The organism is Brevibacillus sp. 7WMA2, from assembly GCF_010748895.1.
In the GTDB taxonomy this organism is placed as follows: domain Bacteria; phylum Bacillota; class Bacilli; order Brevibacillales; family Brevibacillaceae; genus Brevibacillus_B; species Brevibacillus_B halotolerans.
This window is the reverse complement of the sequence record NZ_CP048799.1, coordinates 1,680,691-1,702,247: the sequence shown is the minus strand read 5'-3', so window position 1 is coordinate 1,702,247 and position 21,557 is coordinate 1,680,691. Positions and strand designations below refer to the sequence as shown.

At 41.6% G+C, this 21,557-nt stretch carries 20 protein-coding genes; 14 read left to right on the top strand and 6 right to left on the bottom strand.

Going from position 1 to position 21,557, the window contains the following annotated elements; all coding sequences use genetic code 11:
• Positions 1-2: 2 nt before the first annotated feature.
• The 5 genes from GOP56_RS06170 (at position 3) to GOP56_RS06150 (ending at position 5,123) form a co-directional block, all read left to right on the top strand.
• On the top strand, positions 3-2,081 hold the full coding sequence (locus GOP56_RS06170) for a glycoside hydrolase family 3 protein (protein ID WP_254068632.1): 2,079 nt from the start codon (positions 3-5) through the stop codon (positions 2,079-2,081).
• 30 nt (positions 2,082-2,111) lie between these two features.
• Entirely contained in the window at positions 2,112-2,975 is an 864-nt protein-coding gene (locus GOP56_RS06165; protein ID WP_163245026.1) for a divergent polysaccharide deacetylase family protein, read from the top strand.
• Between the two features lie 170 nt (positions 2,976-3,145).
• Entirely contained in the window at positions 3,146-3,433 is a 288-nt protein-coding gene (locus GOP56_RS06160) for a hypothetical protein (RefSeq protein WP_003336123.1), read from the top strand.
• Between the two features lie 29 nt (positions 3,434-3,462).
• Positions 3,463-4,242: a membrane protein insertase YidC gene (gene yidC, locus GOP56_RS06155; protein ID WP_003336124.1), complete on the top strand. Its 780-nt coding sequence runs from the start codon at positions 3,463-3,465 to the stop codon at positions 4,240-4,242.
• Between the two features lie 449 nt (positions 4,243-4,691).
• On the top strand, positions 4,692-5,123 hold the full coding sequence (locus GOP56_RS06150) for a CHRD domain-containing protein (RefSeq protein ID WP_163245023.1): 432 nt from the start codon (positions 4,692-4,694) through the stop codon (positions 5,121-5,123).
• 170 nt (positions 5,124-5,293) lie between these two features.
• On the opposite strand, the gene GOP56_RS06145 is transcribed toward GOP56_RS06150, so the two are convergent.
• Positions 5,294-6,658 carry a sensor histidine kinase gene (locus tag GOP56_RS06145; RefSeq protein WP_163245019.1) on the bottom strand — a complete coding sequence of 455 codons (1,365 nt, stop codon included), beginning with the start codon at positions 6,656-6,658 and terminating at the stop codon, positions 5,294-5,296.
• The gene (locus tag GOP56_RS06140; RefSeq protein WP_163245015.1) at positions 6,659-7,351 is read right to left on the bottom strand and encodes a response regulator transcription factor; all 693 of its coding nucleotides are present in this window, start codon (positions 7,349-7,351) and stop codon (positions 6,659-6,661) included.
• A gap of 186 nt (positions 7,352-7,537) precedes the next feature.
• Here GOP56_RS06140 and GOP56_RS06135 point away from each other — a divergent pair, with 186 nt between their 5' ends.
• A complete protein-coding gene (locus GOP56_RS06135; RefSeq protein ID WP_003340354.1) occupies positions 7,538-7,999 on the top strand; it encodes a C40 family peptidase in 462 nt (153 codons plus the stop codon).
• A 139-nt stretch (positions 8,000-8,138) separates the two neighbouring features.
• Here the strand turns inward: GOP56_RS06135 and GOP56_RS06130 are convergent, their stop codons facing one another.
• Positions 8,139-8,339 carry a hypothetical protein gene (locus GOP56_RS06130; protein WP_163245012.1) on the bottom strand — a complete coding sequence of 67 codons (201 nt, stop codon included), beginning with the start codon at positions 8,337-8,339 and terminating at the stop codon, positions 8,139-8,141.
• A 250-nt stretch (positions 8,340-8,589) separates the two neighbouring features.
• Positions 8,590-9,867: a glycoside hydrolase family 18 protein gene (locus GOP56_RS06125; RefSeq protein ID WP_163245009.1), complete on the bottom strand. Its 1,278-nt coding sequence runs from the start codon at positions 9,865-9,867 to the stop codon at positions 8,590-8,592.
• Positions 9,868-10,021: 154 nt separating this feature from the next.
• Between GOP56_RS06125 and GOP56_RS06120 the strand changes: the two genes are divergently transcribed.
• The gene (locus GOP56_RS06120; protein ID WP_163246817.1) at positions 10,022-11,653 is read left to right on the top strand and encodes an MDR family MFS transporter; all 1,632 of its coding nucleotides are present in this window, start codon (positions 10,022-10,024) and stop codon (positions 11,651-11,653) included.
• A gap of 44 nt (positions 11,654-11,697) precedes the next feature.
• Here the strand turns inward: GOP56_RS06120 and GOP56_RS06115 are convergent, their stop codons facing one another.
• Positions 11,698-12,873: a radical SAM protein gene (locus GOP56_RS06115; protein ID WP_163245006.1), complete on the bottom strand. Its 1,176-nt coding sequence runs from the start codon at positions 12,871-12,873 to the stop codon at positions 11,698-11,700.
• A gap of 135 nt (positions 12,874-13,008) precedes the next feature.
• Between GOP56_RS06115 and GOP56_RS06110 the strand changes: the two genes are divergently transcribed.
• From GOP56_RS06110 to GOP56_RS06100, 3 genes are all read left to right on the top strand, one after another.
• On the top strand, positions 13,009-13,527 hold the full coding sequence (locus GOP56_RS06110) for a hemerythrin domain-containing protein (protein WP_163245003.1): 519 nt from the start codon (positions 13,009-13,011) through the stop codon (positions 13,525-13,527).
• 28 nt (positions 13,528-13,555) lie between these two features.
• Positions 13,556-14,662 (top strand): TIGR04053 family radical SAM/SPASM domain-containing protein, encoded by a 1,107-nt coding sequence (locus tag GOP56_RS06105; protein WP_163245000.1) that lies wholly within the window; start codon positions 13,556-13,558, stop codon positions 14,660-14,662.
• A gap of 260 nt (positions 14,663-14,922) precedes the next feature.
• On the top strand, positions 14,923-16,215 hold the full coding sequence (locus GOP56_RS06100; protein ID WP_022586856.1) for a NarK family nitrate/nitrite MFS transporter: 1,293 nt from the start codon (positions 14,923-14,925) through the stop codon (positions 16,213-16,215).
• Between the two features lie 60 nt (positions 16,216-16,275).
• On the opposite strand, the gene GOP56_RS06095 is transcribed toward GOP56_RS06100, so the two are convergent.
• A complete protein-coding gene (locus GOP56_RS06095) occupies positions 16,276-16,983 on the bottom strand; it encodes a Crp/Fnr family transcriptional regulator (protein ID WP_254068629.1) in 708 nt (235 codons plus the stop codon).
• A 221-nt stretch (positions 16,984-17,204) separates the two neighbouring features.
• Between GOP56_RS06095 and GOP56_RS06090 the strand changes: the two genes are divergently transcribed.
• Genes GOP56_RS06090 through GOP56_RS06075 form a run of 4 tightly spaced genes read left to right on the top strand, consistent with a single transcriptional unit; the run spans position 17,205 to position 21,514 of the window.
• Complete coding sequence (locus GOP56_RS06090) at positions 17,205-18,245, top strand: hypothetical protein (RefSeq protein WP_163244994.1); 1,041 nt, start codon at positions 17,205-17,207, stop codon at positions 18,243-18,245.
• The gene (locus tag GOP56_RS06085; protein ID WP_068792420.1) at positions 18,232-20,397 is read left to right on the top strand and encodes a molybdopterin oxidoreductase family protein; all 2,166 of its coding nucleotides are present in this window, start codon (positions 18,232-18,234) and stop codon (positions 20,395-20,397) included. Before GOP56_RS06090 ends, GOP56_RS06085 begins: the two co-directional genes overlap by 14 nt.
• A gap of 1 nt (position 20,398) precedes the next feature.
• A complete protein-coding gene (locus GOP56_RS06080; RefSeq protein ID WP_003336142.1) occupies positions 20,399-20,965 on the top strand; it encodes a 4Fe-4S dicluster domain-containing protein in 567 nt (188 codons plus the stop codon).
• Between the two features lie 18 nt (positions 20,966-20,983).
• Positions 20,984-21,514, top strand: a complete 531-nt coding sequence (locus GOP56_RS06075) for a QcrA and Rieske domain-containing protein (RefSeq protein WP_003340333.1) — start codon at positions 20,984-20,986, stop codon at positions 21,512-21,514.
• The last annotated feature ends 43 nt before the right edge of the window (positions 21,515-21,557 follow it).

Genomic DNA, 21,557 nt, shown 5'->3' with positions numbered 1-21,557 from the left:
TCATGAAACGGAAGCATATTTTTGCTTATACGTCAGTTAGCTTGATTCTTCTTGCTTGTTTTTTCATTCCCTTCTTATCAAAGGACAGGGCGGATACGATGCGGACAACAACTGTGTCCACGACCCACCCTACAGATTTATTGTTGGCGCAAAATCTGCCTGAAACGCCCAAGACATATCCCGCCACGCAGATTCAATTACAAGCGTTGCATACGTATGTCGATGGTCACCTATCAAAGGTGCAAGCTAATATAAGCTGGAGCTCTAGCAATCCACAGGTAGCAACCGTTACGAGAGAAGGACTTTTAACCATACAGGATAAATTAGGTCAAACAGTCGTTTTAGTGTCAGATGGGACCTACCATGACCGATTGGTGCTTGAAAAAACGGACAAGAAGACTGTGAAAGTCATTACTGAGCCACGGGCCAAATACGATGTTATTTCTCGGCTGCTCGCTACCATGAGCGTGGCTGAAAAAGTAGGACAGACATTAATGCCAAGTTTTAGTATGTATGGCGGCAAGCCTTTTCAGGAGTTGACGCCAGAGATTGCAAATATGATAAAGAGACTCCAGCTAGGAGGAATCATTTTATTTAAGGACAGCTTAAATGAGACCAAACAAATTGTTCAATTGACAACTGCTCTACAGCAAAGCCAGCATAAATTCGGCTTACTTATCGGTACAGATCAGGAAGGTGGAATTGTTTCACGACTGAAGCAAGGGACGAATATGCCAGGAAATATGGCATTAGGTGCAACACGAAATCCTAAGCTTGCCTATCAGGCTGGACAAGTAATGGCAGATGAACTCCTTTCACTCGGGATTAATTTAGATTTTGCACCAACCATAGACGTCAATAATAATTCTAAGAACCCAGTGATTGGGGTACGTTCTTATGGTGAAAACCCACAATTAGTAGCCGAAATGGGTACTTCCTTTATTGCAGGTATGCAGGATGCGGGAGTTGTGGCAAGCGCAAAGCACTTTCCCGGACATGGCAATACATCGGTAGATTCCCATGTTGGTTTACCCGTTATTTCGTATGGGAAAAAGCAGTTGGAGCAAGTAGAGTTTATTCCATTTCGACAAGCAATCAAGCAAGGAGTAGATTCTGTTTTAGTCGCTCATATAGCTTTTCCACAGCTAGAGCCTACAAAGGTAGAATCTCATCAAAAGGACAAATCCATTTATCTACCAGCTACGCTCTCACCTAAGCTCGTCCAAGGGTTATTACGAAAAGAGTTTGGTTATGATGGCTTAGTTATTACGGATGCTATGGATATGGGAGGGATTACACAGCATTTCGAGACTGTAGATGCCAGTATTCGTGCAATGAATGCTGGTGCAGACATTATTTTAATGCCCCCAGATGTTGAAAAGGTTAGTTTAGGAATGCAGAAGGCAGTCAAGTCGGGAACAATTAAGAAGGAACGTTTGAATGAAGCAGTTAGACGGATCCTAACAGTAAAGATGAGAAGAGGAATTTTTCCGCAGGAACAGATGCCACATGTTCCTAGTCTTCAACAAATCGCAGAGAAATCAATTACTTCACCAGCTCACAAACAAGTGGAGCGAGCTATTGCTGAGCAATCAATCACAGTGGTTAAAAATGATCGGATACTGCCGCTCCATCCTTCTCCTGGACAAAGAATAGCGGTGATTGGGTCACGATATACGAGTGAAATGACTAGGGCAATCCAGAAATATCATCAAAATACAGTAGCTATTAAGCTCAACCATGTGCTCAAAGCTGAGCAACAACAACAAATAGATCGTGCCGACATATTGATGGTTTTACCAGACTCATTCGCAGGAGGCTTACAGCCGGTAAATCAACTCATTAAAAAGCTGATTGACCAGAAGCAAAAGCCGGTAATTATGATTTCTACACGAAACCCATATCAGCTTACTGATTTTCAAAAGGTCCCTACGTATGTGGCGCAATATGGAAATGCAGATGCAAGCTTTCAAGCCACAGCAGCGATTCTGTTTGGTGAAGGGAAATCCAAAGGGAAGCTACCCGTTACAATCTATGATACGAAAGGCAACATTTTGTATCCCTACGGTCATGGACTGTAAACTGTGTGTTTTCAAATGGAGTGAAAGCGGATGCCGTTGCACATACTAACAAAAAAAGTTGTAAAGGTAGGTTTAAGTATGTGGATTGCTTCTAAACTAGGAATAGTCTTGATGATTTGCGGAGCGCTTGTCTGTTCCTCAGTCACCGCTTCTGAACAAAAGATTCCCGATCCCATGAAAACACGCAAAGTGGCCCTCATTATAGACGATTTTGGCAATAATATGAGGGGAACAGAGGAAATTCTTAATTTACCGATTCCATTAACTATTGCAGTCATGCCATTTTTACCAAGTACAAAAAAAGATGCTGAGTTGGCCCATCAAAAGAAACATGACGTAATTGTTCACATGCCAATGGAACCAATGAGAGGGGCTAAAAGCTGGCTAGGGCCCGGAGCCCTTATGAGTAACTTAAGTGATGAGGAAATCCGCAATCGAGTGAACAAAGCGATTGACGATGTTCCGCACGCAATCGGTATGAATAATCATATGGGGTCTAAAATTACCCAAAATCCACGTATTATGCGGATTGTATTACAGGTATGTAAAGAGCGAGGACTTTTTTACATTGACAGTAAAACCTCTTATAGAAGCATTGTGGGACAGGTCGCTCACGATTTACAGGTTCCTTATATTGAAAACATGGTCTTTTTAGATGATGTGCATACGTCCTCACATATTACGAAGCAACTGAGACTCATTAGTGAAAAAGTAAAACAAAATGAAGTATGTGTTGCTATCGGCCATGTGGGGCCTGGAGGCAAAAAGGTTGCTCAAGCAATCCGCAACTATTTACCTCAATTACAAAAGGAAGCCACAATTATGCAGGTATCCAGAATGGTAAAAGAAAAACAAGCGACACCAACAAAGACAGACAAGAAAACGAAAAAATAAAGTAAAAGCTATAACTGTTACCCATTTGTGAGCGATTCACTGCTTTTTTGATCAAAAACTGTCTTTACCTTCCTCTAAAAAGTAACAATTCATAACATCTCCCACAAGGAATGGACAGTATGTTACAATAGGAACTGTACTTGCTATTTATGTACAGATAGGGAGGTGAGATGCACGTGGTGGATGAATTAATTGGTTTGTCATTACCTTATGTTTGGTTGCTCTTCTGGGTATCTGTAATTGTAGTTCCATGCTGTCAATTATTATTTACTCACATCGTTGGTAAACGTCAGTCAATGCAATACGAAGAACGTTTTGAATGGCGTCAACAGCTTGTGACAATGCCAATACGTTCGTCTTTTATTAAATTATATCGACGAGTACCTATGCGAAAAGAGAAGCGAGCAACCACGTCATCTGATGATACACTCCCAAATCTTCTCCTTGTTTGTTTATAGAGTTTGCAAACAATGAGGAGGATTTGTTCATGAAAGCTGTACGTAAATCATTACCTGTATTTTTATTTGGTGCTGTGGTGTTATTGCTGAGCGGATGTAGCAATACAGCTCCGATAACATCAGATAGTCCTGGTATCTGGGATCACTTTTTTGTTTATCCATTTTCATGGTTAATCCAAAACGTTGCTAGCTTAACAGATGGGAATTATGGGCTAGCGATTGTCATTATGACGCTGTTGATTCGAACACTTTTATTGCCTCTCATGATGAAGCAAATGAAAAGTGGAGCTGCCATGAAAAAGCTGCAACCGCAGATTGATAAACTGAAAAAAAAGTATAGTAATTCCAATCAGGACCCTAAACAAGCCCAAAAAATGCAAATGGAAATGATGGAATTGTACAAAGCAAGCGGAGTTAATCCAATGGCGGGCTGTCTCCCTGCTCTGGTTCAAATGCCGATCCTAATGGCATTTTACTTCGCGATTCGTCGTACACCAGAGATTGCTGACCATTCATTTATGTGGTTTAACTTAGGACATGCCGATCCATTTTATATCTTGCCTTTACTAGCAGCAGCGACAACCTTTTTTCAAACGATGCTGTCAATGAAAATGACTCCTACCATGGGAGCTAATAATATGAAAATGTTCTATTACATGATGCCGATCATGATCTTTATGGCTGGAATGAATTTGCCAGCAGCCCTTCCATTATATTGGGTCGTGGGTGGAGTATTTTCGCTCGTGCAAACCTATTTTTTAAATAAGGTTTATCATGTACCGCTAACTTCTTCTACAAGTGCAAAATAAATATAAATGATCATGAAAGAGGATAGTTGTCCACTTAAAGGGGATAACTGTCCTCTTTTTTACTAAAAATGCTGCAAAGCAAAACCAGCATATGAAAATGACTGGATTCAGGTTCAAGGCGCTTCTCCGATTTATGTGTTTGTTGATCTAAAAATGAAATGGCACAAGAGTTCTGGTAAAAAGTAGAGTTAAGCAAAGAGTGCTATATTATGTATGATAATTATGCTTGTAAAGCCTTACCTCCTATTTTATTAGAAGCATAGATGACAGCCCTCTGACGGGATAGAGCCGTTAGGGGGCTGTTCGAATTTTGCCTAGGGCTTACGATTTTATGTTTTCCTTCAAAAAAGAGGTACAAGAAAACAAAATATTTTTCTATATCCTTTGAGTAGTTGAACATACAAGCCATTTTTGATCTTCTTAATAAAGTATTATAAGGAGGTGTAGAGATGACAATACAATTCCAGGCTAAGCTACGAGGCTCTGAGGAAGTCCCACCTGTTCTCACAAATGCTTCTGGGACCGCTACGTTCCAGCTTAGTGCAGATAATAGCAGACTTGATTTCCGTTTATCGTTACATGATTTAAGTGACCTGACCCAAGCCCATATTCATATTGGGGTTAGAGGTGTTAATGGGCCGATAGTGGTATTTCTTTTTGGACCGGTACAACGTGGAATTAGTGTATGTGATGCCGTTGTGACTGGATCCATTACTAGTGCAGATTTGGTTGGTCCGCTCCAAGGAAGAACACTTACGGAATTAATCCAGCTGATGCTAAGAGGAGAAACCTATGTAAATGCCCATACCACTCAACACCCTGGTGGGGAAATACGTGGTCAGGTTCGCAGAGTTGAAAAAGTTTGTATTTGTAAATGCTAGGATAAGTACTCATCCTCATGTACAGGATGAAATTCAGAATATATTCTCTACAGCCCTTTTTAAACGGCTGTTTTGTAGCAAAAATGGCGTAAAGGTGTTGCTAGCCTGCATGAAAAAGTCGTTTCCTATTTTATTAAAGAAGCGACTATTTCATAGACCAATTTCTTTAGTTAACAGGGGAGCCAAACCACAACCTCCGTTCCGCCTGTAGGCGTTCTACGCATCTCAATTCGTCCATGATGTAAATCAACAATTGATTTGGCGATTGATAAGCCTAATCCGCTACCACCTTTTTCACGAGTCCGAGATTTATCTACTCGATAAAACCGTTGAAATACGTTTGCAAGTTCTGCATCAGGAATTCCTACACCAGTGTCTTTTATATGTATCTCGACCCAGGCGTCAGTGGAAAAAACATGGACTTCAACAAAGCCCTCCTCTGTGTATTTCTTGGCATTATCTAATAAAATATCAAAAAGTTGACGGATTTTACCTGGATTCATAGGTAATGGTAGTGGTGCATTCCAGGAAAAGTGAAGCGAAAGGTGTTTAGGAAATAGCGTTGTCCATGTTGTACGGATTTCTTCTAACAAGGGAACCATATCCTGTGTGGCAAATAAGGCTTCCTTAGAGGGGTTATCTTGTAATTTAGCAAGCGATAGTAGATTTTCAATCAGCTCAAAAAGACGCGAGCACTCTTGAAGCATGGCAGAAAGCGCCTCATCCCTTACCTCAGGATTATGCTTTCCCCAGCGTTGCAAAAGGCGTGCATAGCCTTCGATGATAGCAAGTGGCGTTTTAAATTCATGAGATGCATCTGCAATAAATTGTTGTTGTTTACTGAAGGCATCCTCAACACGATCCAACAGAGAGTTGAAAGCTAGGACTAAATCTTTGATTTCAGCATCATTTGTGATGACGGGAAGGCGTGAGCGTAAATCCTCAGCTTCTTTTTTACGAATTTGCTCAATTAGTTGGGTTAACGGCTGTAATCCAATTTGGGTCAATTGATAGACACCGATGGCTGAAATGATAAAGGTAGCAACAGCAGACCAGCAGAGAATTTGGATCAGGATGCGAAAAATGGGACGGAGTTGTTCATTATCCTGAATGATGGTTAGCAAAAGGACATCTGGAAAACCAGGCAATTGAACCGTTTGCATTGAGCTAATTACATTTTCTTGATTACGTAAGTCTTCTTCTGTCCAGCCAGTACCAATCACAGATGCTAGGGTTTTGTTAGTGGAGGTTTCTAATAGAATCGCTTGATGAACATCAGCATATTTCAGCAGTACATCCTTTACAACTTGAAGGTTAGTGGTTTTATGACCCAAAGTAGCTTTTTGCAACTCATTTAAAATGGTAACAACCTTCTTTTGCAATTGCTTTTGTTCATATTGATAAACCAAATTACTAGTAGATATGTAGACAAACAAATTCATAAATAACAAAAACAGAGTCATTGCAGTGGTTAAAATAACGGTTAATCGCCAAGTTAAAGAAGTTGGCAGGCGTCTAGTAACTTGTTTTCGCATTTATTCCACCCGTAAACTGTAGCCAACTCCACGAATGGTATGGATTAATTTTTTGGATCGTTTTCGTTCAATCTTATTGCGTAGATAGCGGATATACACATCGACTACATTTGTATTGCCCATAAAGTCGAATCCCCAAACTGCCGTCAATAATTGTTCGCGTGTTAAAGCTTGACCTTGATGATTAGCTAAGTACAGCAATAAATCAAATTCTCGTGGGGTTAATAAAATTTCCTTCGTTTCACGGAATACACGCCGGTTCTGTACTTGAATTTCCAGTGAACCGATGTTTAGTATTTCCTGATTCTTGGAAACAACCGGGCGAAGATTAGCACGGATACGAGCAAATAACTCCTCGATAGCAAAGGGCTTAGTTAAGTAATCATTAGCACCACTGTCTAGTCCAGCTACAATATCCTGAACCTCATTACGTGCCGTAAGCATGATGATCGGTACCTCACTTCCTGTATCTCGGATACGCCGACACACTTCAATGCCGGAAATTTGGGGAATCATGACATCCAACAGAATGAGGTCGTATTCATTATGTAATGCTTTTTCAAGCCCGATCGCCCCATCATAGCAAATCTCTACATTATATCCTTCATTCATTAATTCCAATTGTAAATAACGTGCAAGATTTTTTTCATCTTCAACTAAGAGAAAGCTCCCTTTGCTATCTGTCGGACTCATGCTGCTGTCATCCCCCCGCTTTGTATGTAAAGCTGTTGCTTCAAAACAGGTATATCTGTTGTAGTGTAACCAATTGATCCCCCTTTTACCAATTCTCACGAAAATCTTAAATTCTCTTTTAGTTCTAGAGATGATTTGTAAGAAATGTATTGCAAGGAAATATTTCATTTCACGGGAGGATGACAGATGAATAAAAAAATAACATCGAAAAGGAATAATCAGCCTACCGGTTGTATAATTGGTCGAAATATTATTGCAACAGCAGAACAATATTTAGGGATACCATACAAATATTGTTCTAGCCGTAAAGAAAAGACAACGATGGATTGCTCTGGTTTTACAATGTGGGCTTATAAAGAAGGAGCAGGGATTAACTTAGGCGCAGGCGGGGCACGCTCCCAATATAAACAAGGAACTCCCATTCCTCGAAGTAAATTGCGAGTCGGTGATCTCGTATTTTTTTCGACAAAGAAAACCATGAAATATCCCAAAAAATCCATTAACCGTATTGGTCACGTAGGAATTTACGCTGGAAACAATCAGGTTCTACATATATATGGAAAGGAAGGTGTTAAGTACAGCAATATGTCTAAGGGTTGGTGGAATAACCACTATGAAAGAGCAGCGCGTTACTTATACAGAGAATAAACAGAAGAAGCTCTCTCGTAAGGTGAAATAATGACCAACGGGAGAGCTTTTTGACACGATGAAAAAGATCAGTAAAGCAAAAATCAGATCGTTACCCATGGAAAAAGAAGCATTCTCAGGAAAGCGGATCTGCTACGTTTTAGAAAATCCCCCAGTTATACGTCCCTGTGATAAAGGAGCGATGCTTGTTTCCAGACCATTGTAAAAATGCTGAATGGCTGGAGCATCTACCATCTTCTTGTTCTGATGATAAGCTCCAATCTTCATGCTTAGACAGATAGCTATAATAGGCGGCTAATTCCTCATAGGGAACAGCAGGCAGAATGTTTTTCTCTTCCAAGTGAGCTTATAGCCTTCTTGTGCTATTTCCTTTTGGAGCTTTTGCATCAAAGGATCATGTTGGACAAGCTTGTCAAAGGAATTAGGCTGCTTCGCGAGCTTTTGCAGCTTTGCTTGTATAGAAGGCTGTTCATAGGTAGGCTTCCACAGCTTGAGGTGAGTAAAACTGGCATAAATTATGCATAGTTTTAGACGGGGTGAGACCGTCGAAATACACGACAGTTTCACCAGATTTTTTTGGGGGAGATCCATCAAGATTTTTTAATTTTAAAGGTTTGATCCAACAGCACCCAGTTTTGTTTAAAGGGAATGCCTAGTCTCCAATAGCTAATTCCTCGTAAATGTAACTCTTTTAATAATGAAAACTTAGCCCGCATCGAACGTGCATCCTCAAACCAGACTTCATGCTCACGACCTTGTTCATCGAAATACCGAAAATGCGGTGCTTGTGCTACCGGGTCAAATTGAATGGATTGCTGGTAACGTCGTGCTAGGTTAACCGCCTCTTTAGGACTCACTACTTTCGCAAATTTACCTCCGGGACGATAGGGGAGTGTCCAGTCATAGCCATATAAATTTTGTCCCATCATAATTTTTTTAGCGGGAATCTCCGTTAATGCATATTCAAGTACACGCCGCACTGGCCCGATTGGCGAGACAGCCATTGGAGGCCCTCCGCTATATCCCCATTCATAGGTCATAATAATTACAAAATCAACGATCTCTCCATGGGCACGGTAGTCATGAGCCTCGTACCATTGACCTTGTTGGGTAGCGCTGGTTTTCGGGGCAAGAGCTGTTGAGATCATTAATCCATTTGCATGCAGACGATCCCTTGCTTTTCGTAAAAATTGATTATAGGCTTCGCGATCTTTGGGATATAGGTGCTCAATATCAAAATGAATGTCACTAAATCCATATCTTTTGGCTCTTTGTATGATTTCATCAAGCATGCGATTTTGTTTTTGCTCATCGTTTAGAATTTCCTGACCTAATTCCGCACTGAATTGATTATTTTCTATGTTTGTAATCACCATCATCAAGGTTGCTCCATTTGATGAAGCGATCCTAGGCAGATCGCCCAGCTCCAGTGAGGTAAGACTCCCATCTCTCTTGATTTGATAGCTAAATGGGGCAAGGTAGGTTAGATAGGGTACTGATTCTTGAGCAATTTGTTCAGTCATGGCGATGTTTCTGCGTGGCTCTATGTAGGCATTCACTTCAATCGTGGGCTTAGGTGCTTGGGGAATGGTTAAAACCATGCCAGGATAAATGGGCCTTGAAGCAGAAAGATTGTTTGCTGCTGCTAATTGTTGAACAGAGACATTGAATCTCAATGCAATCTCATAAAGTGAATCCCTTGGCTGGACCGTGTACTGCTTAGGAGTAACGATTACTAGCGATTGACCTACTACCAGGGTTTGTTGGGGCGTAAGATCATTATCGTTGGCGATTTGTTCTACAGAGGTTTTATAACGATTGGCGATTTTATATAAACTGTCACCGGGTCGGACAACATAAATGATCATGAGGCCACCTCCTTGTTGTTTATCTCTTTTACTCATATTCAAGAGGAAGCCAATTTAGGTGCTATTTTTCTTGGATGTATCTGGAGGGAATTATGTGATGCATGTTTTTTAACACGGGCATAATAAGGAGGCGAATGAGAAAGGAATGAAATGTATGCAGGAATTGGACTACAGGCGAAAAGTGACAGTTATGCTTGCTATTATGGCGGCGTTATTGTTTGCTTCCATTAATCAAACAATTGTGGGGACAGCGCTCCCTAAAATTATTGCTAAATTGGGTGGCATGGATTATTACAGTTGGGTGTTTACGATCTATATGCTCACCTCAAGCATCGCAACCATATTAGTAGGAAAGCTCTCTGACATGTATGGCCGCAAGCCTTTCATTTTGATCGGATTAGGAGTATTTGTTGTAGGTGCCTTTTTGTGTGGAACATCTCGCACTATTTTTGAACTGATTTTGTATCGAGGTATTCAGGGTGCTGGCGCAGGGGTAATCATGTCCACGGCTTTTACCTCCATAGCTGACCTATTTGCTCCAAGGGAGCGAGGGAGATGGCAGGGCTTAATGTCATCGGTGTTTGGATTAGCTAGTGTTTTTGGACCTGTGCTAGGTGGATATATTGTTGATAATGCAGATTGGCACTGGGTGTTTTGGGTGTTCTTACCGTTTGGAATCATTGCAATTGGAATGATTTATTGGCTGTTTCCACGTGCAGTTCATCGACAGAAGCAAACCGTTGATTACTGGGGTTCGCTACTTATTACGACAACGATGGTGCCTTTTCTGCTAGCATTTTCATGGGCGGGCACAAAATATGAATGGACGTCCCTGACGATTCTCGGTTTGTTTGCCTTTACTCTGGTTTCATTCCTTTTATTTATTTATGTTGAAAAGCAAGCGAGAAATCCTGTGATTCCATTACATTTATTTCGTAATGATATTTTCACGATCTCAAATGTAATTGGCTTTATTGTTGGAGCTGGGATGTATGCATCAATTATGTACATGCCATTTTTTATTCAGGGGGTACTTGGATATTCGGCTACTCATTCTAGCTATCTAACAATGCCAATGACGCTTAGCTTGGTTGTAGGGAGTGCAGTATGCGGTCAATTGATGACGAAGACAGGTACTTATAAGAAATTTGCCTTGGGTGGCTTAGTGCTCATGCTTGTAGGGATGTATTTACTAGCCCGAATGGATCAAGGAACTACGGGTAGCTCAATTGTGTTCAATCTCATTGTATTTGGATTAGGGCTGGGAGTAGCTATGCCAGTATTTACGATCACTGTCCAAAATGCAGTGAAGAGTAAGGATTTAGGAGTTGCTACAGCTTCATCACAGTTATTTCGTTCCTTAGGCGGGACAATTGGCGTAGCTATTATGGGAACCATTCTTTCCGTACGCATTGGCTCAAAAATGAGTGAGTCGACGGCACAATTAGGTATTAGTCATCTGCCTAACATTCCGCCAGAACTTGTCCAGAAAATCAGCGCATTGCATAACCCACAAATTTTACTGGACCTACAGCGGCTGGATCAAATAGAAAAAAGCCTTCCACCCGTGCTGCACGAGCTGTTTAATCATGTAATTGCCAATTTACGAGATGCCTTGCAGTATGCATTAGCAGGAGTTTTTCTTACTTCCACCTGGTTGCTTGTATTTGCTTTACTTCTTACGTTTTTTCTACGAGAAATACCGTTGCGTAGTGAAGGTGATACCCGGCAGGTAGCTACCAAAAAAGCTTCATGGGGGAGTAAAAACTTGAATGAGCAGGAGTAGCATAAGAAAAGAGCTTTGCATACGGCAAAGCTCTTTTTCTTTCCTTATACTGATGTGGCTAAGTGAATTTCATCCTCTGTTAAATAACATTGTGGATCGGATGCCCAGAAATCTCCATAGAATCCCTGTGCGCGAGGCCGGAAGTTTCCGTTACAGACGGAGAAGTATTGACAGGTCGCACAGCGCCCATGAATCTTGCTTTTCCGATCACGCAACCCAAGAAGAATAGGATGATCGCCCTGCCATATCTCTGCGAAGGACTGTTCCCGCAGATTTCCAAGTGCGATGTTTTGACTAAATTGATCAGGATGCACAATTCCACGATGATCAATATTGCAGAAAGCGATACCAGAACGATTACCACCATTGCGTTGCAGCTTTTCCCATATGCGTCCTGCTAGCTCAGGATCGGTTTCCATTACTTTTAGGTAGAGATAGATTGCATCTGCATGGTTGTCAACTGTTAAAATTTCGCGAGGTTGTCCTGATTTTTGGAAATAATGAATTTTTTCAATGATAAAGTCTAAAGCCTCACGTGTTTGCTGATGAGTAATATCATCCTCGACTCCTCCACGGCCTGCATAGACGAGATGATAGAAACAGACACGCGGAATATTCTCTCTTTCAATCAGGTCAAAAATATCTGGCAACGCTTCAATGTTGTGTTTGTTCATCGTAAAACGAAGGCCAACCTTTTGACCCACTGCCATACAGTTTCGAATTCCACGAATGGCTAAATCAAAGGCACCTTCTTTTTGACGGAAAAAATCATGCGTCTTTTGCATCCCATCCAAGCTTATGCCAACATAGCTAATCCCTAAGTCCTTTAAGCGCTTGGCCTTTTTCTCATCAATAAGCGTGCCATTGGTTGAGAATGTAATGCGAATACCCCGAGAAATAGCATGCTCGGCTAGCTCAAAAATATCTGGTCGAATGAGAGGTTCACCGCCCGAAAACAGGATAACGGGTACCTTCATATCCGCTAGCTGATTAATTACATCGTGGGCTTCCTCTGTGCTTAGCTCTCCTTCATATTTCTTATTTTCGGAGCTGGAGTAGCAATGTAAGCAATGAAGATTGCAAGTTTTTGTAATATTCCAAGCAACAACGGGTCCATACCCATGATGGGTTCCTGTTTTTTGATTTCGAGAAGCCTCTGAATATCGCAATTTATCTCCGAAGGTCGTAGTTGTTTCTAGTAAACTGGAAAGTCCTATCATTATATCCTCCCCTAAGCCTTTGTACAAACTTTCACGGCCTAATTCTAGCAAATAGCTGGAAAAGATTTTGTGAGGAATATCACTTCTTGGAATAGCCAACTTGGTTACAATCAAAAATAGCAAGGAGGGATTGGTATGCTGGAATACGAGAGCGATTTCGCTATGAAAAAGAAACATGAACACATTTTGCTTTCCTATTTATACAATGACCACAGCGAGCTGGATGGAAAACTAAAGCACATTCTGTCTCTGATTCGTTATGGCACAAAATGGAACGAAGCATTGCATGAAGATTTACATCGTTTCCTTCAATTCCTTCAAACAGATTTCCGTCGGCACATTATGGTGGAGGACGATATTTTATTTTTTACGTTGACGAGTCGACTGGCAACATTAGAGGAGCCATTACTGCTCATTAAATCAGAACATGACCGATTATTAGAGATCTCAGATCGAATTGGGATCGAATTGAATCAGTGTGTGCAGCTGGAACAAAAAACCTCGACGATGGTTTGTTTACTGAAGCAATTTGATGAGCTATTTGAAGAGCATACGATCAAGGAGGATCGGGTATTGTACCCGATGGCCAATAAACTGCTGACATTAGCTGAAAAGGATAGTCTGTATCAGACAATCTCCAAACATTATAAATAGATACCATCATGCCAATGGAGTGAACTAGATGAATTACGACCAGAATCCTTTTATCGTGATTTGGGAAGTGACGCGTGCGTGTGCATTGCGTTGTTTGCATTGTCGCGCCGTAGCGCAGCCCAATCGTCATCCCGACGAGCTGAGTACAGATGAAGGGAAGGAATTGTTAGATCAGATCAAAGAAATGGGTAATCCTCTTCTTGTTTTTACTGGCGGCGATCCATTAATGCGGGAAGATTTATATGAATTAATCGATTACGCAGTAAAAATTGGATTACGTGTCTCTATGTCACCTAGCGCTACGCCGCGTGTAACAGAAAAAGCGATCGTAAAAGCAAAAGAGGCTGGGCTATCACGCTGGGCTTTTAGCCTAGATGGTCCTACCGCAGAGGTGCATGATTATTTCCGCGGAACACCAGGCTCGTATGATATTACCGTAAAATCGTTGGCTATATTGAAAAAACATGGGTTACCTGTTCAACTAAATACAACGATTTCTGTTTATAATGCGCATTTACTAGAAGAAATGTCCCAAATGGTGGAAGAATGGGGCGCAGTTCTATGGAGTGTTTTCTTTTTAATTCCTACAGGAAGAGGGCAGGCAAGTGATGCGGTATCCCCAATGGAGCAGGAGCGCATTTATCGCTGGCTGATCGAGAAGAGTCAGACTGCTAGCTACAGCATCAAAACAACAGCGGCCCCTGCCTATCGGCGAGCACTATACTTTGCAACACAAAAGGGCATGAATACCCAACCTGAGAAAGTGAAAAGAATGGATCATTTAGGACGTTCAGCTGGAGGCGTTACGGACGGCAAAGGCTTTGTGTTTATTTCTCATGTAGGGGATGTTCAGCCAAGCGGATTTTTACCAATTAATTGCGGAAATGTACGCCAAACACCTTTGGCTGATTTATATCGTAATCATGCAGTCTTTCAATCGTTACGCTACCCGGATGGCTATTCGGGTAAATGTGGCGTCTGTAACTTCAATCAGGTATGTGGCGGATCACGCGCCCGTGCTTATGCCATGACAAAGGATTATTTGGCAAGCGATCCTTCATGCATGTATAACCCGCCAAAATGGGAAGAAGGCTATGGACAAGATCATTGGGCCACTTTTAACACAACAAAATGACCATAATATAGAACATTGGAAAAGAAGCAAGAAATGTTAGGTTGACATGGCTTGCTTTTTTTGTATGTCATTTTTAAATTTATATATATTAATATATTTTTGTACAAAATGTGAAAAAACAAAACCATGTGATTAAAATCACAAAGCACTATATAAGAGTTGGGTATGATTTGTGATGTAAAAAAGGTTGTATATATAAAAAAGTTCAATTTCGTTTAAAAAATAGGTTGAGCGTTTGAACTTATTAGAGGAGGTAACCTATGTCAACAAAAGGAGTAATGAAATGGGAGCCTGAGAATCCAGAATTTTGGGAATCTACAGGCAAAAAAGTGGCCAACCGTAACCTTTGGATATCTATTCCAGCCCTTTTACTTGCTTTTAGTATTTGGTCCATTTGGTCGGTTGTTGCTGTGAATCTGAATAAAGTCGGGTTTCAATTTACAGCAGATGAACTATTTAGCTTAGCTGCTCTTCCAGGTCTCTCAGGTGCTACACTGCGTATTTTATATGCCTTTGTTGTTCCGATCTTTGGGGGGCGTAATTGGACCGTATTCAGTACAGCGACTTTGTTAATCCCAGCCATTTGGATTGGATTTGCTGTACAAGATCCGTCTACCTCCTATGAGACAATGGCATTGCTCGCCATTTTGTGCGGCTTTGGTGGTGGTAATTTCGCTTCTTCCATGGCAAATATTAGTTTCTTTTTTCCACAAGCGAAGAAGGGTTCTGCCTTGGGGTTAAACGCGGGACTTGGGAATCTTGGTGTAAGTGTAGCACAATTTCTAGTACCAATCGTAATTGGAATTAGCGTATTTGGAAATATCGCTGGTGGACCACAAACAAGCGATACAACGCAATTATGGCTACAAAATGCTGGATTTATTTGGGTAATCCCGATTTTACTGACAACAATTGCAGCTATGTTTGGAATGAATAATCTTCCGATGAAGCAATCGATTACAGATCAATTGGTTATTTTTAAACGCAAGCATATGTGGATTTGTTCGTTTCTCTACACGATGAGCTTCGGGTCCTTTATCGGCTTTGCAACAGCATTTCCATTGCTAACGCAACACCAGTTTCCTGATGTGAATCCGTTGCAATATGCCTTTATTGGTCCTCTATTAGGAGCATTAGTTCGGCCGATTGGTGGTATGCTGGCAGATAAGCTTGGTGGGGCAAAGGTAACTCTCTACAATGTGATTCTGCTGATCGCTGCTACTGCTGGTGTTATCTACTTCATGAATGCTAAAGAATTCTGGGCATTTTTCGCCTGTTTCATCGTGATTTTCTTTACGACGGGGATCTGCAATGGCTCGGTTACACGAATGATGCCTACGATCTTTCCGCCAAAGGAAGCGGCGCCAGTCATCGGCTTTACATCGGCTATTGCGGCTTACGGACAATTCTTTATTCCCAAATCATTTAGTATGTCGATTAAGGCTACGGGTGCTCCAGATATCGCTTTATATGGGTTCTTGGTGTTTTATGCAGTAGCTTTGATCTTGCTGTGGTACTTCTATGCACGTAAAAATGCCGAGGTAAAGTGCTAGAGTATAACCCGGCTTGATTCAAACAAAAGAGTCTTGGTTGCCAGTGACCAAGACTCTCTTTTAAATCTGACATATTTCATTGGGACAATCATCACAGCAGATGGCATCTTTTAAAAAGGTAAGGTCCTTAATTAAAATATTTCCTTGGGAATTTTGCTCGATGACATCTTGTTTCTTTAAATCAGACAGCATGCGGTTTACGCTTTCTCTGGTTAGCCCAATAAATTGAGCCAAATCTCGATTAGTTAGAGCAAGCGTAATGTAAATCCCTTTTTCATGTGGTTCTCCGTAGCTGTTACTCAGCCGGATAAGCGTGGAGTATAGTGCTCCGATTTTGCCATTTAACAACAAATCACGGAATTTGGATTGGATACGGCGATTCATGATACCCATCCACCGCAAAAACTCAGCACAGAATATCCCATTTTTCAAGAGAAGGCGTTCTAAGGATTGACGGGGGATAATGTTGACTTCACCCGCTTGCAACATGCTGGCGGTAGTGTTGTAGCTTAAGCTCTCTTCGAACAATCCGGGTACCCCTACTAGTTCGCCATCGCTGAAGACTTGCAGAGTTAATTCTTTTCCGTCCGTCGTCGTCTTTGTCAGTTTCAATTGTCCGGATTCAATCAGGTATAAATGATCAGCCTTGTCTCCATCCATAAAAAGCACGGAGCCAGCAGCAAATTTTTTAGAAATAGAAATCTCTTTTAGACGCTGGGTAAAGTCAGGGGAGACTTGTTGAATGAATGTAAATCCTTGATTGCCCACAACGAGACCTCCATGCAAATTGACGTTTTCTTGCGTTTTATTATAGCGATGAATAACTAGAAATGAAAGGCACTATTTCACAATGTTAAAAATTTGTGCAGGAATAAGTGATGCTCATCACAATGAGCAAGAATTGAATTAAGTACAATGACAATCGATCATCACCTAAAAAAGAAAAAATAGGGCAAAAAAAACGAAAAATTACAGGGGGGTAGTAGATCATGGATCGTGCTTTTGCATCCAAATTTGCCAAGAGAGCCTTTTGCATAATCTTGGTGCTGGTTTTCTTATCATATGTAGGCTCAAGATCATTTACACATATGGATTTAGCCTTATACGGGTATATGATTGGCACAATCGTGTTTATTGGCGGATTTTTATATCGATTTGGCGCGTGGGCAGAACGTCCACCTACTAAGCTTATCATTAAAAAGGGGATAAAATTACTTTTTCGTAAAAATAGCCCTAAAACAGCAACCGAACAACTGGTAACGTATCGCTTCATCTGGAATCGCCATTGGTATCGTTGGACTCAGCATATCCTGATAGGATGGGGCTGTATGCTTGCCGCTTTCGTAACCTTCCCGCTTGTTTTTGGCTGGATGTATTTTACGATGCCGATAAACGGAATGTACACGGTTGTATTTATGGGAATTGATTTAATGACGATTCAGGCAGATGGAATCTTAGCCTATTGTTTTTATAATGCGTTAAACATTAGCGCCTTTATGGTGATTGCTGGTGTTTCAATGGCCTTGTATCGACGGTATAAGGATATGCAAGCACGTGCAGAACAAAGCTTTGTTTATGATTTTTTACCACTATATTTATTAATGGCTATCAGTATCACAGGTCTATTCTTAACCGCATCTAATGTCTTTTTGGCAGGCTTTGGTCATCCCGTATTAAAAATGATTCATCAGTTCTTTGTTATTATTACATTAATTTATCTGCCGTTTGGTAAGCTTGCACATGTGCCATTCCGTCCAATGAGTGTGTTTGCACGCAATTATCGACTTCATTACAGTGAACAATCGATGAAAACCTGTAAGCTATGCGGTGCAGAATTCGTCTCCGTAGAGCAATCGAACGATGTTATCGAGGTGCTACAAAAAAATCAAATGGCATTTGAAATGCAGGAGGGCTTTCACTTAGCAGAGCTTTGCCTGCCATGTCGCCGCAAATATCGGATGTTCCGTTTTACAGGTAAACCAACACATCAAACTTTGAAGGAGGAGGGCAACCAGCATGCCAACGGATAAATTTCAAAAACAGATTCCCAACAAAATTCATCCAGGTGAAAGGCTTGTTGATACTCACTGTAGCTACTGCGGTATGCAATGTGGCATGAAATTGCGAGTGGACATTGCCTCTAACAAGATCATCGGGGTAGAACCTCGCTATGATTTTCCCGTTAATCTAGGCAAGCTGTGTCCTAAAGGAACAACAGCTTATCAGCAGGTGAATCATCCTGATCGGATCAAACGTCCGTTAATTCGTGATAATGCAGCGTTAAAAGGAACATCAGAAGGCTTTCGAGAAGCTAGCTGGGACGAAGCCTTAGACCTTATTGTCCGAAAGTATCAGGAACTGCAAGAGAAGTATGGTAAGGATACCTTGTCTGTTTATTCTGGGGTTTCGATGACCAATGAAAAATGTTATTTAACCGGGAAATTTGCTCGGATTGCTTTACAAACACGCTATATTGACTACAATGGTCGCTTTTGCATGTCATCAGCGGCAGCAGGCTTAAATCGTAGCCTGGGAATTGATCGAGGCTCCACGGTTCCATGGACAGATATTCATCAGACGGATTGTTTGTTTATCACGGGATCAAATGCTGCGGAGTGCCATCCCACGAGCATGTTTCGTATTTGGGAGGTTCAGAATCGAGGGGGGTACCTAATTGTCGTCGATCCACGTGAAACACCGTTGGCACGACGAGCCGATATTCATTTAGATATTCGTCCGGGGACCGATTTAGCCTTAGCAAATGGAATTGTTCATCTATTGATTGAAAAAGGGTATGTCGATGAAGAATTTGTGAAAAACCACACAAATGGTTTTGAGGAAACAAAGGAATTGGTAAAGGACTTTACACCAGAATATGTGAGTGAGATTACAGGATGTGACATCCAGAAAATCATTCGTGCTGCCGAGATATATGGGAAGGCTCCAAATGCGATCGTTATGTTCTGTCGGGGTGTGGAACAGCAATCGAAAGGAACAGATAATGTATCAGCTTATACAAATATGGCGTTAGTAACAGGAAAAATTGGACGTCCCAAATCAGGGGTAGCAACATTAACAGGCCAAGGTAACGGACAAGGTGGACGTGAACACGGACAGAAAGCGGACCAATTACCGGGCTATCGTAAAATGGATAATCCCGAGGATGTAAAGCTAGTAGCAGAACGTTGGGGGGTACCTGTTTGTGAGATGCCGAAAAAAGGGGTATCTGCCTACGAAATGTTCCAACTGATGCTAGATAAAACCATCCGTTCTCTCTATTTGTTATGTTCGAATCCCGCGGTAAGTGCGCCTAACCAGAATCATGTACGGTCAGCACTTAAGCAACTTGATTTTATGGTTTGTGTGGATTTTTATTTATCGGAATCGGCTGAATATGCAGATGTGATTTTACCAACTACAACATGGGCAGAGGATGAAGGCACGACCACAAATCTTGAAGGACGTGTAATTCGTCACAACCAAGCTCAAAACTGGTATGCGGAATCTAAGCCTGATTGGTGGATTCAAATTGAAATTGCCAAACGAATGGGACGGGGAGAATATTTTGGGCATTTACAATCTCCACGCGATATATTTACTGAGCTAACGGAGCTGTCTCGGGGCGCTGTTGCAGATTATTCGGGCATTACGTATGAAAAAATTGAACAAAATAATGGCGTTTTTTGGCCCTGTACATCAGATGAGGATCAAGGACAGCCGCATTTGTTTTTAGATAAACAATTTTATCATCCTGATGGCAAGGCGAAGATTTGTGCTCTGCCTTATCGCCCGCCAGCAGAAGAGCCATGCGAGGAATATCCGTTGCGCTTAACGACGGGGCGTGTAGTCTTTCATTATCTTTCTGGTAATCAGACACGCCGGATTCCTTTTTTGAAAGAAATGTATCCCGATCCATTGCTAGAGGTTCATCCTGAAACAGCAGAGGCATATGGCATCAAGCATGATGAGGTTGTTGTATTAAAAACCCGCCGCGGTCAAGCGAAGTACAAGGTGAAAATTATTGAAGCGATTCGACCTGATACTGTTTTTGTACCCTACCATTGGGGAAAGGACGAATGCATTAACCTGCTGACAAATCCAGCGCTTGATCCTTATAGTCGGATGCCAGAATTTAAGGCATGTGCAGCGGAGATCGTCAAGCTAGACAAGGGAGGGAAATAACATGGCTAAGCACACTTTATATATTGAAATGGAAAATTGCATCGGATGCCGGAGCTGTCTAGCAGCCTGTACGCAGTGTGGTGGCCATGATATGCGCAATCGCAACTATGTGTTGGAGACCGACCCGTTTGTCAGTCGTCAGACGATTCCACTAATGTGCTTGCACTGTGTTAATCCGGCTTGTGCTAGAAGTTGTCCTGCTCAAGCGATTCAGATAGCTGATAATGGAGCGGTTTTATCAGCTTTAGTAGAAAAATGCATAGGCTGTCAAAACTGTACGATTGCTTGTCCGTATGGTATCCCAAAATTTGATGAAGAACAGAACCTGATGTACAAATGCGATCTTTGCTACGATCGATCAAAGGACGGGATTCCTCCAATGTGTGCTTCTGTTTGTCCTACCAATACATTGCAATGGCTAACAGAAGAAGAGCTAGCCCAGAAGGATTCTCAGGTAAAGCTGGCCAACGGTAAATGGACCGCCAGCATGCTTGGAGCTTTAGAAGGGGAAACGAATGTCAAGATCAGTCTGCCTGGCATCTTACAAGGAAAACAGAAGCTATTCTAGAGGAGGGTGTCATACGATATGGAAAATAAACAAAAAATGATAGTCCCAAAGCAGGATGATAACTATACACATAATATTCATCGAGATAATGAACGTAAGTTGGATCGCCGCGGATTCATGAAAACGATGGCAGGAGCTGTAGGAGTATTTGCCGTAGCCTCATTACCCTGGGGAACACTGGCTGCCCGCGAGCTGCTTGGGCTTGCACCTAAGCAGGAAGATAACCTGCTAAAGATAGCGGATATAGCTCAGATCGGGATCGGCGAAGCAGTCAATTTTGCTTATCCAAGCAAGCATGATCCAGCATTGCTAGTACGTATAGGGAAGGACGAATATAGAGCTTATCAGAACTCCTGTCCTCATTTGAAATGCCCTGTGTTTTGGAATAAGGAGCAACAGGAATTATTATGTCCGTGCCATCATGGTAAATTTAGCGTTATAACAGGAGATCCGATCGCTGGCCCACCTAAACGTGCTTTACCCGAAATTAAGCTCAAAATTGAAGGTGGAGCCATTTATGCGACAGGAGTGAAGCCGTATGAAATCTAGCCAATGGAGAGTTGTTTGCATGAGCTTGCTTTTGTTGGCGAGT

What these genes read in the sequence shown, in the direction of transcription:
- GOP56_RS06075 (WP_003340333.1), top strand. Translation starts at nt 20,984, where the DNA reads ATGGAAAATAAACAAAAAATGATAGTCCCAAAGCAGGATGATAACTAT.
- GOP56_RS06110 (WP_163245003.1), top strand. Translation starts at nt 13,009, where the DNA reads ATGCTGGAATACGAGAGCGATTTCGCTATGAAAAAGAAACATGAACAC.
- GOP56_RS06120 (WP_163246817.1), top strand. Translation starts at nt 10,022, where the DNA reads ATGCAGGAATTGGACTACAGGCGAAAAGTGACAGTTATGCTTGCTATT.
- GOP56_RS06135 (WP_003340354.1), top strand. Translation starts at nt 7,538, where the DNA reads ATGAATAAAAAAATAACATCGAAAAGGAATAATCAGCCTACCGGTTGT.
- GOP56_RS06145 (WP_163245019.1), bottom strand. Translation starts at nt 6,658, where the DNA reads ATGCGAAAACAAGTTACTAGACGCCTGCCAACTTCTTTAACTTGGCGA.
- GOP56_RS06150 (WP_163245023.1), top strand. Translation starts at nt 4,692, where the DNA reads ATGACAATACAATTCCAGGCTAAGCTACGAGGCTCTGAGGAAGTCCCA.
- GOP56_RS06170 (WP_254068632.1), top strand. Translation starts at nt 3, where the DNA reads ATGAAACGGAAGCATATTTTTGCTTATACGTCAGTTAGCTTGATTCTT.
- GOP56_RS06080 (WP_003336142.1), top strand. Translation starts at nt 20,399, where the DNA reads ATGGCTAAGCACACTTTATATATTGAAATGGAAAATTGCATCGGATGC.
- GOP56_RS06165 (WP_163245026.1), top strand. Translation starts at nt 2,112, where the DNA reads ATGCCGTTGCACATACTAACAAAAAAAGTTGTAAAGGTAGGTTTAAGT.
- GOP56_RS06140 (WP_163245015.1), bottom strand. Translation starts at nt 7,351, where the DNA reads ATGAGTCCGACAGATAGCAAAGGGAGCTTTCTCTTAGTTGAAGATGAA.
- GOP56_RS06160 (WP_003336123.1), top strand. Translation starts at nt 3,146, where the DNA reads ATGCACGTGGTGGATGAATTAATTGGTTTGTCATTACCTTATGTTTGG.
- GOP56_RS06090 (WP_163244994.1), top strand. Translation starts at nt 17,205, where the DNA reads ATGGATCGTGCTTTTGCATCCAAATTTGCCAAGAGAGCCTTTTGCATA.
- GOP56_RS06115 (WP_163245006.1), bottom strand. Translation starts at nt 12,873, where the DNA reads ATGATAGGACTTTCCAGTTTACTAGAAACAACTACGACCTTCGGAGAT.
- GOP56_RS06100 (WP_022586856.1), top strand. Translation starts at nt 14,923, where the DNA reads ATGTCAACAAAAGGAGTAATGAAATGGGAGCCTGAGAATCCAGAATTT.
- GOP56_RS06125 (WP_163245009.1), bottom strand. Translation starts at nt 9,867, where the DNA reads ATGATCATTTATGTTGTCCGACCCGGTGACAGTTTATATAAAATCGCC.
- yidC (WP_003336124.1), top strand. Translation starts at nt 3,463, where the DNA reads ATGAAAGCTGTACGTAAATCATTACCTGTATTTTTATTTGGTGCTGTG.
- GOP56_RS06105 (WP_163245000.1), top strand. Translation starts at nt 13,556, where the DNA reads ATGAATTACGACCAGAATCCTTTTATCGTGATTTGGGAAGTGACGCGT.
- GOP56_RS06085 (WP_068792420.1), top strand. Translation starts at nt 18,232, where the DNA reads ATGCCAACGGATAAATTTCAAAAACAGATTCCCAACAAAATTCATCCA.